Source organism: Streptomyces sp. NPDC086080 (genome assembly GCF_044540255.1).
Taxonomy (GTDB): Bacteria; Actinomycetota; Actinomycetes; order Streptomycetales; family Streptomycetaceae; genus Streptomyces.
On the sequence record NZ_JBITRU010000003.1, the window covers coordinates 92,438 to 106,135 of the forward strand.

The following is a 13,698-nucleotide window of genomic DNA, read 5'->3' on the forward strand; positions in this document are numbered from 1 at the left end:
CAGGTTGCGCTGTCCGGTGTTGGCGGGGTGCCGTCGCGCCCACCCTCCCCCACTCTCGGCTTCGCTCGAGCGGGGGGACCCCCATCGCCCCAGCGGCACGACTGCCCGCGGGAGGGGCGGGGGCAGGTTGCGCTGTCCGGTGTTGGCGGGGTGCCGTCGCGCCCACCCTCCCCCACTCTCGGCTTCGCTCGAGCGGGGGGACCCCCATCGCCCCAGCGGCGCGAGTGCCCGCGGGAGCGGTGGGGATGTTGCGGTGGGGCCTGGTGGGGCGGGCGGGGGCGCCGTCAGGCTGGGCGGTGGCCGTGGTTGGCGCGGTGTTTTCTGGTGCGCCACTTGCGCTTGCGGGTTCTCTTCGACATGCCCTTGGTGATTAGCCGAAGTCGCGGACGCCGTCGAGGGGCTGGACGCGTCCGATCGGGGCGAGCGTCGCCGACGTGAGGTCGGTGAGGTCCTTGGGGGCGAGTTCGACCTCCAGCCCCCGGCGGCCGGCCGAGACGCAGATCGTGTCGTGCAGCGTGGCCGACTCGTCCACGACCGTCGGCAGCCTCTTGCGCTGGCCCAGCGGCGAGATCCCGCCGCGTACGTACCCCGTGGTGCGTTCCGCCAGCGCCGGGTCGGCCATCGCCGCCCGCTTGCCGCCGGCCGCCGACGCGAGGGCCTTCAGGTCCAGCCGGCCGGCCACCGGCACCACCGCGACCGTCAGCGCTCCGTCGACGTCCGCCACCAGTGTCTTGAACACCCGGTCCGGCGAGACGCCCATCGCCTCGGCCGCCTCCTCGCCGTACGAGGGGTGGGAGGGGTCGTGGTCGTAGGAGTGCACCGTGAACGGCACCCCGGCCGTGGTGAGCGCCACCGTCGCGGGTGTGCCACCCGGCTGCTGCTTCCTGGACTTCTTCGCCATGCTGGCCGCCACTCCGGACAGTCGTACGTCAGTTGAGACTCATCGGACCGCGCGTCAGCTCCGACGCCGGCAACGACGGCAGATTACGGATGATGGCGGTCTCGGCGCGAAGGAGTTTCAACTCGTCACGGAGCCGGGACGCGGTGTCCGGCGCCTGGAGCAGACGCTGCCGCGTCGGCGTGTCCAGCATCATCGCCGCGGCGACCAGGTAGGAGACCACACCCGGTTCGTCCGGCAGGTCCGCGCCGGTCGCCAGTGACCGTTCCCGCGCCCCCGCCAGCCGCTTCTGGTACTGGCGGAACGCCCGGAGCACGCCCTCCGCCAGCGCCCCCGACTCCTCGCCGGGCTCCTCCTCCAATGGCTCCAGTTCGGCCGTCAGATACGGCCCCGAGGCGTCGACCGACAGCAGCCGCACCCGGGTCGTCCCGGTCGCCAGCACCTCGAAGGAGCCGTCGGGCCGCTCCCGGATCGTCGCCGCGTCGGCCACACAGCCCACCTTGTGGAAGGCGCGCAGCGGCTCGGTGCCGAAGCCCGCTGCCGGGCCCCGTTCGGGTACGGCCGTCGGGTCGGGCAGCCCGGGGGAGCTCGGCGCGACCTCGTGGCCGTCGCGGATCGCCACGACGGCGAACCGGCGTGGCTCGTCCTCCGGGGTCTTCAGCAGCTCGCGCATCATGGCGCGGTAGCGCTCCTCGAAGACGTTGAGCGGGAGCACGAGCCCCGGGAACAGCACCGTGTTCAGGGGGAAGAGCGGGAGCCGGACGGTGGTCACGACGCAAAAGCCTAATGGTCGCCGGAGCGGAGTCGTCCGCGCCGCCCACTCCTCGGACGGCCGGAAGCCGGAACGAACGCACCGGATCCGGCCGCGGGGGCCCCGGACGCGACCGACGCGCACACCTCCCGGCGCACTTCCAGGAACCGCCCGAGCGGGTCCTCGGCGTCCCGGTCCCAGGGGAAGGACGTGGCGTACGGGCCGGTCAGACGCAGCTGCTCAAGGGCGTCCTGCCGGCGTTCCAGGCGGATGAGGACATAGGTCAGCAGGTTGCGCAGTTCGGCCGGCCAGGACTGGCCCGCGGGCAGCCGCGCGGACAGCGCGGCGGCGCGGTCGGCCGCCGCTTCGAGCCGTTCCCGCGGCACTTCGGGACCGTAGTCGTCGGTCAGATAGCCGAAGGCCGCCCGCAGCGGCAGCGCCTGGGTGAGCGAGTCCTCCGGCGCGTCCTGGGCGGCCCGGTCCGCGAAGTCGAGACACTCCCGGTGCGCCCCGTGCCAGGAGGACGCCAGATAGCGCAGGGCCGCCACATGGCAGCCGTGGTGGTGCGGTGCGCGCCGGACGGCCGCCTCCCACAGTTCCTCGAAGCAGGTGTGGCCGGCCCGCGCGCCCCGGGCGTGGTCCAGGGCCAGCCGCCAGGGCACCGGGTCGCGGTCGTCCCCCCGGGCGGCGGCCGTGAGTAGCGGGCTCACCTCGCGCAGCGACTCGGCCCGTGCCGGTGAGTCCCAGGCGCGGTCCACCGCGCGCTGGGCGTCAACCAGCAGCGCGTCGGGGTCGTGCGGGGCGAGGGCGCGCCAGGTGTCCAGCCACTCGGGGCGCGAGCGGGCGAAGGCGGCCAGCCGGCGCGTGTACCGGTCACGGTGCTCCCAGGCGTCCGTGCGCCGGGTGGCGGCGAGCAGTTCGGCGGCGGGCGTGTGGTCGCCGCGCGCGGCGCCGAGCAGTGCCGGGCCCAGCGCGTCGTCGGGTGCGTCGAGGAGTACCTCGTCGTCGCCGGGCAGCGCGACGGAAACGGGGGGCGCGGCGTCCGTCGCCCCTCCCCGCCTCCGGGACGTACGGGTGAACCCGTGCAGCAGAGCCATGGTGTCGACCATTGAAAGTCCGCAGGTCACAGCTACGCCAGAGGCCGCACGGAAGTCATGGAAAGTTGTACGCGCCTCGGTCAAGGCCAGGTAAAAGCAGAGGGTCCCTCATGTTGCGCGGGCCCCTCCCCTCCCACCGGTCCCACGGACCACACACCGCGGACCGGGGGCGTCCGGCGGGGAGCGTCCGCCGGACGGGCCTACGTGCGCCGTAGCGTCCGGGTCGCGCCCGCCGCCACCGTCGTCGCCAGGATCCAGCCGAGCAGGACGAAGGCCGCGGACAGCCACTGCCAGCCTCCGCGCAGCTGCCAGAAGCCCACCTGCCCCAGGTCGATCACCGGCAGCAGCAGGTCCAGCGCGAACAGCGCCGGGTTCCAGGCCGGATGCTCGTCGCTCTTCAGCGGCGGGTGGTCCGCGCGCGCGAAAGCCAGCGAACCGGCCGCCCACAGCACCGCCATCCAGACCGCGGCCCGGCCCGGACGGTATCCGTACGCGACCGTCCAGTCCTGCGCGTAACCCCACAGCTTGGCCGCGATCGGCAGACTCTCGCGGCGGCGGCGCTGCCGGGCGAGCAGCACCTCCCGGGCGTGCTCGTCCTCCCCGCCCGCCCGCAGCACGGCGGCCAGCCGCTCATACGGCTCCGGGTTGTACTCGGCGCTCGCCGCGTCCACCCAGCGCAGCCGCAGCGCCAGCGGGAACGGCCCGCGCGGCACCAGATTCTCGTACTGGAAACCGCCCATCTGCAGCCGGCCGGGGCCCGGCCAGCTGTCCGCCCGGTCCACCAGGTTCACCACCCGCGCCCCGGACAGCACCACCCTGCCGCGCGCCGGCCGCTCCCCGAGGAACCGCAGCTCCGGCGTCTGTACCCGGCGCAGCGACAGCTCCTGCTCGTCGGTCAGGAGGAACCGGGCCCCTTCGAAGTCGACCGCGTCCCCGAACCGTCCGTCGTCCAGCCGCACCCCGCCCCGGCACTCGAACCGCTGGATCCGCGTCCCGCGCGCCGGTGTCATCCCGCTCCGCGCCTGGGCGCCCACCCCCGCCGGGGTCAGATACAGCGTGCGCTCCACGGTCAGCTGCGGCGCGTTCAGCGCGAGCCGGGTGTGCGAGTTGCCCAGCCGTGCGCCGCGCAGGCTCAGCGAGACGCCGATCGTCGCGCTGCGCAGGCTCAGCTCGCCGTGCGACTCCAGCATCTCCGCCTGGAGGTCCTGCCCGACGGTCATCCCGTCGGCGGCGATCGAGCGGCCGCTGCGGTCCCGGTGCACGATCGCCTGGTTGAGCAGCAGGTCCGTACCGATCCGCGCGTCGGTGAGCCGGATGCCGCCCAGGAACCGGCAGCGCGGCAGATGCAGATCGCCCTCGGTGTGCAGCCGGGCCGCCTCCAGACGCGGTACGGAGCAGTCCACCATCCGTACGGTCGTGAAGCGCGTCTCCGGCAGCAGCACGTCCCGCTCGAAGCGGCAGCCGCGCAGTTCCCAGTACGGCACCACCGTGCCCCCGGCCAGATCCAGCACGCCGCTGATCCGCACCCCGACGAGCTTCAGGGACGACACCCGCCCGGCCAGCGCGGGCGGCCCGTCCAGCAGCAGCCAGCACATCACGCGCGCCCGGACCGTCCGCTCCGGTCCCCACGGATGACCTCCGTGCGGATCGTCGACGACCGTGTCACCGCTGCTCAGGTCGTACACGCTGCCGTTGCGGAAGGCCTGCCACATCCCGGCCTCCGTGGCGGTCAGGTCCTCCGGCGGCTCCGCGCCACCCGGTCCCACCCCGTGGGTCACGGACCTCCCTCCCTCCTCACCTACCCGTCGGTTCATGCCTTCGTACACCCGGTGATGCCCGGTGCGGCGACCTGTCGAACACGGAAAGTGAAGAGAATCTTGTATTTGTGCGCGGACCGTTACCGCGGGGGTTCCGTATCAGCCACTGGAACGCGGGGACGGCCCACCGGCCGGGTCTGAGAGAATTGAGCACGTGATCTCACGAATCGATCTGCGCGGCGACGCCCTCCCCGAGGGTTCCGCCCTGCGCGACCTGCTGCCCCGAGCCGACTTCGACGTCGCGGCCGCCCTGGAGAAGGTGCGGCCCATCTGCGAGGACGTGCATCATCGGGGCGACGCGGCGCTGATCGACTTCGCCGAGCGGTTCGACGGCGTCCGGCTCGACCAGGTCCGGGTCCCGGCCGCCGCGCTCACGCGCGCGCTCCAGGAGCTGGACCCGGCCGTCCGCGCGGCCCTGGAGGAGTCCGTCCGCCGCGCCCGGCTCGTCCACCGCGAGCAGCGCCGCTCCACGCACACCACCCAGGTCGTGCCCGGTGGCACCGTCACCGAGAAGTGGGTACCGGTGGACCGCGTCGGGCTGTACGCGCCGGGCGGCCGGGCCGTCTACCCGTCCTCCGTGATCATGAACGTGGTGCCCGCCCAGGAGGCCGGTGTCCCGTCCCTCGCGCTCGCCTCCCCGGCCCAGGCCGACTTCGGCGGGCTGCCGCACCCGACGATCCTCGCCGCCTGCGCCCTGCTCGGCGTCGACGAGGTCTACGCGGCGGGCGGCGCCACCGCCGTCGCGATGTTCGCGTACGGCACCGAGTCCTGCCCGCCGGTGAACATGGTCACGGGCCCGGGAAACATCTGGGTCGCCGCCGCCAAGCGCTACTTCACCGGCCGTATCGGCATCGACGCCGAGGCAGGACCGACCGAGATCGCGATCCTCGCCGACCGGACGGCCGACCCGGCGCACGTGGCCTCCGACCTGATCAGCCAGGCCGAGCACGACCCGCTGGCCGCCGCCGTCCTGGTCACCGACTCCGCGGAACTCGCGGACGCGGTGGAGAAGGAACTGAAGCCGCAGGTCGAGGCCAGCAAGCACATCGACGACCGGATCGTCCCGGCCCTGTCCGGCCGCCAGTCCGCGATCGTCCTGGTCGACGGCCTCGACGAGGGCCTGCGGGTCGTCGACGCCTACGGCGCCGAGCACCTGGAGATCCAGACCGCGGACGCCGCCGCGGTCGCCGACCGGGTGCGCAACGCGGGCGCGATCTTCGTCGGCCCCTGGTCCCCGGTCTCCCTCGGCGACTACGCGGCCGGCTCCAACCACGTCCTGCCCACCGGCGGCTGCGCCTGCCACTCCTCGGGCCTGTCCGTGCAGTCCTTCCTGCGCGGCATCCACATCGTCGACTACACCGAGGACGCGCTGGCCGAGGTCGCGCACCATGTGGTGACGCTGGCGGAGGCGGAGGACCTGCCCGCGCACGGCGCGGCGATCAAGGCGAGGTTTGTCGGAGACGAACAAATGTCGCGTGGGTGGAAGGTGCCTGAGAACAAGTGAGCTTCGGAATCGACGATCTCCCCGTACGGGACGAGCTGCGCGGCAAGTCCCCCTACGGCGCTCCCCAACTGGACGTCCCCGTACGGCTGAACACCAACGAGAACCCCTACCCGCTGCCCGAACCGCTGGTCGAGCGGATCACCGAGCGGGTTCGCGAGGCCGCCCGGCACCTCAACCGCTACCCCGACCGGGACGCCGTCGAACTGCGCACCGCGCTGGCCGCCTATCTGACGAAGACCGCCGGCTACCCGGTCGGCGTCGAGAACGTGTGGGCGGCCAACGGCTCCAACGAGGTCATCCAGCAACTGCTGCAGACCTTCGGCGGACCGGGCCGCAGCGCGCTCGGCTTCGAGCCGTCGTACTCGATGCACGGCCTCATCTCGCGCGGCACCGGCACCCGCTGGATCTCCGGGCCGCGGCGCGAGGACTTCACCATCGACCTCGCCGCCGCCCGGAAGGCCGTCGCCGAGCACCGGCCCGACGTCGTCTTCGTCACCACCCCCAACAACCCCACCGGCAACGCGGTCCCGGCCGAGACCGTCGTCGCGCTGTACGAGGCCGCCCAGTCGGCGGGGCCGTCGATGGTGGTCGTGGACGAGGCGTACATCGAGTTCAGCCACGGCGGCTCGCTGCTCCCGCTGCTCGACGGACGCCCGAACCTGGTGATCTCCCGCACCATGTCCAAGGCGTTCGGCGCGGCGGGTCTGCGCCTCGGCTACCTCGCCGCGCACCCCGCGGTCGTCGACGCCGTCCAGCTGGTGCGGCTGCCGTACCACCTGTCGGCGATCACCCAGGCGACCGCACTGGCCGCCCTGGAACACACCGACACGCTGCTGGGTTACGTCGAGCAGCTGAAGGCCGAGCGCGACCGGCTGGTCGCCGAACTGCGCGCGATCGGCTACGACGTCACCGAGTCCGACGCGAACTTCGTCCAGTTCGGCAGGTTCGAGGACTCCCACGCCGCGTGGCGGAAGATCCTCGACCGGGGCGTCCTGGTCCGGGACAACGGCGTACCGGGATGGCTGCGGGTCACCGCGGGAACCCCGGCCGAGAACGACGCGTTCCTCGACGCCGTACGAGAGATGCAGAGCCTTGTGGGGGACACCCCCACACCCCCGAAGGAGCAGAGCGCATGAGCCGCGTCGGACGCGTGGAACGCACCACCAAGGAAACCTCCGTCCTGGTCGAGATCGACCTCGACGGCACCGGGAAGACCGAGATCTCCACCGGGGTCGGCTTCTACGACCACATGCTCGACCAGCTCGGCCGGCACGGTCTGTTCGACCTGACCGTGAAGACCGAGGGTGACCTGCACATCGACTCCCACCACACCATCGAGGACACCGCCCTCGCGCTCGGCGCCGCCTTCAAGCAGGCGCTCGGCGACAAGGTGGGCATCTACCGCTTCGGCAACTGCACGGTCCCGCTGGACGAGTCCCTCGCCCAGGTCACCGTCGACCTGTCCGGCCGCCCCTACCTCGTGCACACCGAGCCCGAGAAGATGGCGCCGATGATCGGCGAGTACGACACCACGATGACCCGGCACATCCTGGAGTCCTTCGTCGCCCAGGCGCAGGTCGCCCTGCACGTGCACGTGCCCTATGGGCGCAACGCGCACCACATCGTGGAGTGCCAGTTCAAGGCCCTCGCCCGCGCCCTGCGCTACGCGTCCGAGCGCGACCCCCGCGCGGCCGGAATCCTGCCTTCCACGAAGGGCGCGCTGTAGAGCATGAACGGTCTGTCCACCGTCCTGATCGTCCTCGGCCTGTTCTTCATCGGCGGGATCGTTTCCTTCGCCAAGCAGAAGATGCCCACGAGCCTCATCGTGCTGCTCTCGATCGGCGCCGTGATGTGTATCGGTACGGGCCTTCTGTACCTGGAGGTGTGAGGCACGTGAACGCCAGCAAGAAGGTCGTCGTCTTCGACTACGGCTTCGGCAACGTCCGCTCCGCCGAGCGGGCCCTCGCCCGCGCGGGAGCCGACGTCGAGATCACCCGTGACTTCGACACCGCCATGAACGCCGACGGGCTGCTGGTCCCCGGCGTCGGCGCCTTCGCCGCCTGCATGAAGGGCCTCAGGGAGGCGCGCGGCGACTGGATCGTCGACCGCCGGCTGTCCGGCGGCCGTCCGGTGATGGGCATCTGCGTCGGCATGCAGATCCTGTTCGCGCGCGGCATCGAGCACGGCGTGGAGAGCGAGGGCCTCGACGAGTGGCCCGGCTCGGTCGAGCCCCTCCAGGCCGAGATCGTGCCCCACATGGGCTGGAACACCGTGGACGCCCCGGCCGGCTCCGAGCTGTTCGCCGGGCTCGACGCGGACGCCCGCTTCTACTTCGTGCACTCCTACGCGGTCCACGACTGGACCCTGGAGACCACGAACCCGGTGATGCGCGCCCCGCTGGTCACCTGGTCCACCCACGGCAAGCCCTTCGTGGCGGCCGTGGAGAACGGCGCCCTGTGGGCCACCCAGTTCCACCCCGAGAAGTCCGGCGACGCCGGTGCCCAACTCCTCACCAACTGGATCGGAACCCTGTAGAGACATGGCCAAGCTCGAACTCCTCCCCGCGGTCGACGTCCGTGACGGCCAGGCCGTCCGCCTCGTGCACGGCGAGTCCGGCACGGAAACGTCGTACGGCTCCCCCCTGGAGGCCGCGCTCGCCTGGCAGCGCTCGGGTGCCGAGTGGCTGCACCTGGTCGACCTGGACGCTGCGTTCGGCACCGGCGACAACCGCGCGCTGATCGCCGAGGTCGCGGGGGCGATGGACATCAAGGTGGAGCTGTCCGGCGGCATTCGCGACGACGCCTCCCTCGCCGCCGCCCTCGCCACCGGCTGCACCCGCGTCAACCTCGGCACCGCCGCCCTGGAGACCCCCGAGTGGGTCGCCAAGGTCATCGCCGAGCACGGCGACAAGATCGCCGTCGGCCTCGACGTACGCGGCACCACCCTGCGCGGCCGCGGCTGGACCCGCGACGGAGGTGACCTCTACGAGACGCTGGACCGCCTCAACAAGGAGGGCTGCGCCCGCTACGTCGTCACCGACATCGCCAAGGACGGCACCCTCCAGGGCCCCAACCTGGAACTGCTGAAGAACGTCTGCGCCGCCACCGACCGCCCGGTGGTCGCCTCCGGCGGTGTCTCCTCCCTGGACGACCTGCGCGCCATCGCCGGGCTCGTCCCGCTCGGTGTCGAGGGCGCCATCGTCGGCAAGGCCCTGTACGCCAAGGCGTTCACCCTGGAAGAGGCCCTGGAGGCCACGTCGTGAACAAGGACACCGCGCGATGACCTCCGACGCCGTCCGGCGCGTGCAGAGCGGGAACCCCTGGGAGGAAGCCCTCGGCTTTGCGCGCGCCGTGGCGGCGGGCGACCGCGTCCTGGTGGCGGGCACGACCGCCTTCCGGGGCGACGTGCTGTACGGGGAGGGTGACCCCTACGAGCAGGCCAAGGTGGCCTTCACCCTCGCCCTGGAGGCGATCGGCGAGTTCGGGCTCGGTATCGAGTCCGTGATCCGCACCCGGGTTCATCTCGCCCACGCGCGTGACATCGACGCCGCCGGGCGCGCGCACAAGGAACTCTTCGACGCGGTGCGCCCGGTCACCACGCTGCTGGTGGTCGAGGGCTTCATCGACTCGCGCGTACTGGTCTCAGTGGAACTCGAAGCATTCAGAGGAGCCGTGGATTCATGACCCTGGCGGTCCGAGTCATCCCCTGCCTGGACGTGGACAACGGCCGGGTCGTCAAGGGCGTCAACTTCCAGAACCTGCGGGACGCGGGCGACCCCGTCGAAATGGCCAAGGTGTACGACGCCGAGGGCGCGGACGAGTTGACGTTCCTGGACATCACCGCCTCGTCCGGCGACCGCGAGACCACCTACGACGTGGTGCGCCGGACCGCCGAGCAGGTGTTCATCCCGCTCACGGTGGGCGGCGGCGTCCGCACCACCGAGGACGTGGACAAGCTGCTCCGCGCGGGCGCCGACAAGGTCGGCGTCAACACCGCCGCCATCGCCCGCCCCGAGCTCATCCGCGAGATCGCCGAACGCTTCGGCCGCCAGGTCCTGGTCCTGTCGGTCGACGCCCGCCGCACGCCGGCCGGCTCCTTCGAGGTCACGACGCACGGCGGCCGGCGCGGCACCGGCATCGACGCCGTGGAATGGGCGCACCGCGCCGCCGAACTGGGCGCTGGTGAGATCCTGCTGAACTCCATGGACGCCGACGGCACCAAGGACGGCTACGACCTGGAGATGATCGCCGCCGTCCGCAAGCACGTCACCGTCCCGGTGATCGCCTCCGGCGGTGCCGGAAAGCTCGGCGACTTCCCGCCCGCCGTCGCGGCGGGTGCGGACGCCGTGCTGGCCGCCTCGGTCTTCCACTTCGGCGATCTGCGCATCGGCCAGGTCAAGGACACGCTGCGGGAGGCCGGCCACCCGGTCCGGTGAGGTCAGGCGGCCGACGCGGTGAGGTCAGGCGGTCGGCTGCGCCAGCTGGATGAGGTTGCCGACCGTGTCGTCCAGGACCGCGGAGATCACCGGGCCCTGTTCCCGCGGGTCGTGGACGAAGTGGACGCCCTCCCCGCGCAGCCGTTGGTACTCCGCACGGAGGTTGTCCACGGAGAACACGATCGCCGGCAGCCCCGCCTCCCGCACCGCCCGGCGGTACGGCTCGGCGATGGATCCCTGCCCCGGCTCCAGCAGAAGCTCCAGATCCCGCTGAGCGCCCTCGCGCGCGCCCACGGTGACGAACAGCGCACCGTCGCCCATGTCCAGGTGGGTACGCGTCTCGAAGCCGAGGACATCGGTGTAGAAGGCGTGCGCTTTCGCCACGTCGTCGACGTATACGCTGGTCATGGCCACTTTGATCATGAGCTGCGCCTTCCGTGCGGGTCAGATGCCGAGCTGCTTGGTCTCCCGCAGCTTCGCGATCGCGTTCTCGTCGCCCGCCAGCTCCACCTTGGCCGCGCTCTGCCGTCCGTAGGCGAACAGCACCAGCTCGGACGGCTCCCCGGTCACCGTGACCACGGGCACGCCGCGATGGGCCACCGCCGTCCGGCCGTCCGGACGGCGCAGGACCAGCCCCACCGGGACCCCGCGGCCCATCAGCCGCGCGGACCGCTCGAGGCGCGACCACAGGGCGTCCTGGAACACCGGGTCCAGCTCGCGCGGCGTCCACTCGGGCTGGGCCCGGCGGACGTCCTCGGTGTGGACGTAGAACTCGACGATGTTCGACAGCTCGTCGATCTGCTTGAGCGAGAAAGGGGAAAAGCGCGGGGGACCGGTCCGGATGAGCTGGATCAGCTCCTCGTACGGCTTGGCGGTGAATTCCGCCGTCACCCGCTCCAGGCGCGGGGCGAGCTGCTTCACCAGCATGCCGCCGGCCGCGTCGGGGCGGCGCTCACGCACGATCACATGGGCGGCGAGATCCCGGGTCGTCCAGCCCTCGCACAGGGTGGGGGCCTCGGGGCCCATCGTCTCCAGCAGATCGGCCAGAAGGAGTCGTTCACGCTTCGCATGGGTCGACATGCAAGCCAGCCTACGGCCGGGCGTGACGTCCGCCCACCCGTCACCCGGCCCGACGAGACGCGAGCGCCCCCGTTCCCAATCAGTGGACGAGTCCGCGGCCGCCCCGGCTCCACGCGGCACAATGGTCCGCATGACCAGCACGCCCGCCCGTCGCCCGGCCACCACCCCTCACGGAGCGCGCCACAGTGCTCCGTCCAGCCGCCTCGACCCGGAGATCGCCGCGCGGCTCAAGCGCAGCCCCGACGGCCTCCTGCCGGCCATCGCCCAGCAGTACGACACCGGTGAGGTGCTGATGCTGGGCTGGATGGACGACGAGGCGCTGCACCGCACGCTGACCACCGGCCGCTGCACCTACTGGTCGCGCAGCCGCGGGGAGTACTGGGTCAAGGGCGACACCTCCGGCCACGTCCAGCGGGTCAGGTCGGTCGCCCTGGACTGTGACGCCGACACCGTGCTGGTCAAGGTCGACCAGGTCGGCGCGGCCTGCCACACCGGCGCCCGCACCTGCTTCGACGCCGACGTGCTGATGGCCGACGCCGCCGCCACGGATCAGTAGGGTCTGCCGCCATGGACCTCGAGACGTTCCGCAAACTCGCCACCGACCGGCGGGTCATCCCGGTCACCCGCAAGCTCCTCGCCGATGGCGACACCCCGGTCGCGCTCTACCGCAAACTCGCCGGGGAGCGCCCCGGCACGTTCTTGCTGGAGTCGGCGGATGGGGGTACCTCCCAGGCGTTCAGCACTGGGGGAGGGCGGTCCTGGTCCCGGTACTCCTTCGTCGGTGTCCGCAGCGCCGCCACTCTCACCGAACGTGACGGACAGGCCCGCTGGGACGGCACCCCGCCCGTGGGCGTCCCCACCGCCAGCGACCCGCTCGGCGCCCTGCGCGCCACCCTCCAGACCCTGCACACCCCGCGCGACCTCGCCGACGACCTGGGCCTGCCGCCCTTCACCGGCGGCATGGTCGGCTACCTCGGCTACGACATCGTGCGCCGCCTCGAGAAGATCGGCCCCGGCGAGCGGGACGACCTGAAGCTCCCCGAGCTGACCATGCTGCTCACCAGCGACCTCGCCGTCATGGACCACTGGGAGGGCTCCGTCTGGCTGATCGCCAACGCGATCAACCACAACGACCTGGAGACCGGGGTCGACGAGGCGTACGCCGACGCCGTGGCCCGCCTGGACGCCATGGAAGCCGACCTCGCCCGCCCGGTGGCCCAGCCGCCGGCCGTGCTGCCGCCCTCCGAACTGCCCGAGTACACCGCGCTGTGGGGCGGCCCCGACTTCCAGCGGGCCGTGGAGGACGTCAAGGAACGCATCCGCGCGGGCGAGGCCTTCCAGGTCGTTCCCTCCCAGCGGTTCGAGACCCCGTGCACGGCGAGCGCCCTCGACGTCTACCGGGTGCTGCGCGCCACCAACCCCTCCCCGTACATGTACCTGTTCCGCTTCGACGGGTTCGACGTCGTCGGCTCGTCCCCCGAGGCGCTGGTGAAGGTCGAGGACGGACGGGCCATGGTCCACCCCATCGCCGGCACCCGGCACCGGGGCACCACCCCGCAGGAGGACCAGGCCCTCGCCGACGAACTGCTCGCCGACCCCAAGGAGCGTGCCGAGCACCTCATGCTCGTCGACCTGGGCCGCAACGACCTCGGACGGGTCTGCCGGCCCGGCTCCGTCGAGGTCGTCGACTTCATGTCCGTCGAGCGCTACTCGCACGTCATGCACATCGTCTCGACGGTCACCGGCCGGGTCACGGACGACCGCACCGCCTTCGACGTGCTCACCGCCTGCTTCCCGGCCGGCACGCTCTCCGGCGCGCCCAAGCCCCGCGCCATGCAGATCATCGACGAACTCGAACCGTCCCGGCGCGGACTGTACGGCGGATGCGTCGGCTACCTCGACTTCGCCGGTGACTCCGACACGGCCATCGCCATCCGTACCGCCCTGCTGCGGGACGGCACGGCGTACGTCCAGGCCGGAGCCGGAATCGTCGCCGACTCCGACCCGGTCGCCGAGGACACCGAGTGCCGCAACAAGGCGGCCGCGGTCCTCCGCGCCGTGCACATGGCGAACCGGCTGGGAAACGCCTGAGGCTTCCGTGACGAACCCCGGGTGT

At 72.0% G+C, this 13,698-nt stretch carries 16 protein-coding genes; 10 read left to right on the forward strand and 6 right to left on the reverse strand.

Going from position 1 to position 13,698, the window contains the following annotated elements:
* Window positions 1–370 precede the first annotated feature (370 nt).
* The 4 genes from ybaK to ACIF9R_RS04560 all read right to left on the reverse strand — a co-directional run bounded on the left by ybaK (window position 371) and on the right by ACIF9R_RS04560 (window position 4,524).
* Window positions 371–901, reverse strand: a complete 531-nt coding sequence (gene ybaK / locus ACIF9R_RS04545) for a Cys-tRNA(Pro) deacylase (RefSeq protein WP_399974235.1) — start codon at window positions 899–901, stop codon at window positions 371–373.
* Window positions 902–929: 28 nt separating this feature from the next.
* Window positions 930–1,670, reverse strand: a complete 741-nt coding sequence (locus tag ACIF9R_RS04550; protein ID WP_399974237.1) for an LON peptidase substrate-binding domain-containing protein — start codon at window positions 1,668–1,670, stop codon at window positions 930–932.
* A gap of 11 nt (window positions 1,671–1,681) precedes the next feature.
* Window positions 1,682–2,758 carry a hypothetical protein gene (locus tag ACIF9R_RS04555; protein ID WP_399974240.1) on the reverse strand — a complete coding sequence of 359 codons (1,077 nt, stop codon included), beginning with the start codon at window positions 2,756–2,758 and terminating at the stop codon, window positions 1,682–1,684.
* 188 nt (window positions 2,759–2,946) lie between these two features.
* Window positions 2,947–4,524, reverse strand: a complete 1,578-nt coding sequence (locus tag ACIF9R_RS04560; RefSeq protein WP_399974243.1) for an oxidoreductase — start codon at window positions 4,522–4,524, stop codon at window positions 2,947–2,949.
* A gap of 193 nt (window positions 4,525–4,717) precedes the next feature.
* Here ACIF9R_RS04560 and hisD point away from each other — a divergent pair, with 193 nt between their 5' ends.
* The 8 genes from hisD to hisF are packed head-to-tail and all read left to right on the forward strand — an operon-like array spanning window position 4,718 to window position 10,502.
* Complete coding sequence (gene hisD / locus ACIF9R_RS04565; RefSeq protein ID WP_399974246.1) at window positions 4,718–6,067, forward strand: histidinol dehydrogenase; 1,350 nt, start codon at window positions 4,718–4,720, stop codon at window positions 6,065–6,067.
* Window positions 6,064–7,203, forward strand: a complete 1,140-nt coding sequence (locus ACIF9R_RS04570; protein WP_399974249.1) for a histidinol-phosphate transaminase — start codon at window positions 6,064–6,066, stop codon at window positions 7,201–7,203. Before hisD ends, ACIF9R_RS04570 begins: the two co-directional genes overlap by 4 nt.
* Complete coding sequence (gene hisB, locus ACIF9R_RS04575) at window positions 7,200–7,793, forward strand: imidazoleglycerol-phosphate dehydratase HisB (RefSeq protein WP_399974252.1); 594 nt, start codon at window positions 7,200–7,202, stop codon at window positions 7,791–7,793. The genes ACIF9R_RS04570 and hisB overlap by 4 nt, the downstream gene beginning before the upstream one ends.
* 3 nt (window positions 7,794–7,796) lie before the next feature.
* Window positions 7,797–7,955 carry a hypothetical protein gene (locus ACIF9R_RS04580; protein WP_399974255.1) on the forward strand — a complete coding sequence of 53 codons (159 nt, stop codon included), beginning with the start codon at window positions 7,797–7,799 and terminating at the stop codon, window positions 7,953–7,955.
* Between the two features lie 5 nt (window positions 7,956–7,960).
* Window positions 7,961–8,602 carry an imidazole glycerol phosphate synthase subunit HisH gene (gene hisH, locus ACIF9R_RS04585; protein WP_399974258.1) on the forward strand — a complete coding sequence of 214 codons (642 nt, stop codon included), beginning with the start codon at window positions 7,961–7,963 and terminating at the stop codon, window positions 8,600–8,602.
* 4 nt (window positions 8,603–8,606) lie between these two features.
* On the forward strand, window positions 8,607–9,329 hold the full coding sequence (priA, locus tag ACIF9R_RS04590; protein WP_399974261.1) for a bifunctional 1-(5-phosphoribosyl)-5-((5-phosphoribosylamino)methylideneamino)imidazole-4-carboxamide isomerase/phosphoribosylanthranilate isomerase PriA: 723 nt from the start codon (window positions 8,607–8,609) through the stop codon (window positions 9,327–9,329).
* A gap of 16 nt (window positions 9,330–9,345) precedes the next feature.
* On the forward strand, window positions 9,346–9,750 hold the full coding sequence (locus ACIF9R_RS04595) for a Rid family hydrolase (protein WP_399974264.1): 405 nt from the start codon (window positions 9,346–9,348) through the stop codon (window positions 9,748–9,750).
* Complete coding sequence (hisF, locus tag ACIF9R_RS04600; RefSeq protein WP_399974267.1) at window positions 9,747–10,502, forward strand: imidazole glycerol phosphate synthase subunit HisF; 756 nt, start codon at window positions 9,747–9,749, stop codon at window positions 10,500–10,502. Before ACIF9R_RS04595 ends, hisF begins: the two co-directional genes overlap by 4 nt.
* 24 nt (window positions 10,503–10,526) lie before the next feature.
* Here the strand turns inward: hisF and ACIF9R_RS04605 are convergent, their stop codons facing one another.
* Together ACIF9R_RS04605 and ACIF9R_RS04610 are read right to left on the reverse strand one after the other, a co-directional pair.
* Window positions 10,527–10,925, reverse strand: coding sequence for a VOC family protein (locus ACIF9R_RS04605; protein WP_399974270.1), 399 nt, complete (start codon window positions 10,923–10,925; stop codon window positions 10,527–10,529).
* A gap of 21 nt (window positions 10,926–10,946) precedes the next feature.
* Window positions 10,947–11,582: a TIGR03085 family metal-binding protein gene (locus ACIF9R_RS04610; protein WP_399974272.1), complete on the reverse strand. Its 636-nt coding sequence runs from the start codon at window positions 11,580–11,582 to the stop codon at window positions 10,947–10,949.
* A 130-nt stretch (window positions 11,583–11,712) separates the two neighbouring features.
* Here ACIF9R_RS04610 and hisI point away from each other — a divergent pair, with 130 nt between their 5' ends.
* Together hisI and ACIF9R_RS04620 are read left to right on the forward strand one after the other, a co-directional pair.
* Window positions 11,713–12,138, forward strand: coding sequence for a phosphoribosyl-AMP cyclohydrolase (gene hisI, locus ACIF9R_RS04615; protein ID WP_399974275.1), 426 nt, complete (start codon window positions 11,713–11,715; stop codon window positions 12,136–12,138).
* An 11-nt stretch (window positions 12,139–12,149) separates the two neighbouring features.
* Window positions 12,150–13,673, forward strand: a complete 1,524-nt coding sequence (locus tag ACIF9R_RS04620) for an anthranilate synthase component I (protein ID WP_399974277.1) — start codon at window positions 12,150–12,152, stop codon at window positions 13,671–13,673.
* Window positions 13,674–13,698: the final 25 nt, after the last annotated feature.

Bases quoted from the DNA above. Each gene is read 5' to 3' on its own strand.
- ACIF9R_RS04620 (WP_399974277.1), top strand. From the start codon at position 12,150: ATGGACCTCGAGACGTTCCGCAAACTCGCCACCGACCGGCGGGTCATC.
- ACIF9R_RS04555 (WP_399974240.1), bottom strand. From the start codon at position 2,758: ATGGTCGACACCATGGCTCTGCTGCACGGGTTCACCCGTACGTCCCGG.
- ACIF9R_RS04605 (WP_399974270.1), bottom strand. From the start codon at position 10,925: ATGATCAAAGTGGCCATGACCAGCGTATACGTCGACGACGTGGCGAAA.
- priA (WP_399974261.1), top strand. From the start codon at position 8,607: ATGGCCAAGCTCGAACTCCTCCCCGCGGTCGACGTCCGTGACGGCCAG.
- hisB (WP_399974252.1), top strand. From the start codon at position 7,200: ATGAGCCGCGTCGGACGCGTGGAACGCACCACCAAGGAAACCTCCGTC.
- ACIF9R_RS04595 (WP_399974264.1), top strand. From the start codon at position 9,346: ATGACCTCCGACGCCGTCCGGCGCGTGCAGAGCGGGAACCCCTGGGAG.
- ybaK (WP_399974235.1), bottom strand. From the start codon at position 901: ATGGCGAAGAAGTCCAGGAAGCAGCAGCCGGGTGGCACACCCGCGACG.
- ACIF9R_RS04580 (WP_399974255.1), top strand. From the start codon at position 7,797: ATGAACGGTCTGTCCACCGTCCTGATCGTCCTCGGCCTGTTCTTCATC.
- ACIF9R_RS04610 (WP_399974272.1), bottom strand. From the start codon at position 11,582: ATGTCGACCCATGCGAAGCGTGAACGACTCCTTCTGGCCGATCTGCTG.
- hisI (WP_399974275.1), top strand. From the start codon at position 11,713: ATGACCAGCACGCCCGCCCGTCGCCCGGCCACCACCCCTCACGGAGCG.
- hisF (WP_399974267.1), top strand. From the start codon at position 9,747: ATGACCCTGGCGGTCCGAGTCATCCCCTGCCTGGACGTGGACAACGGC.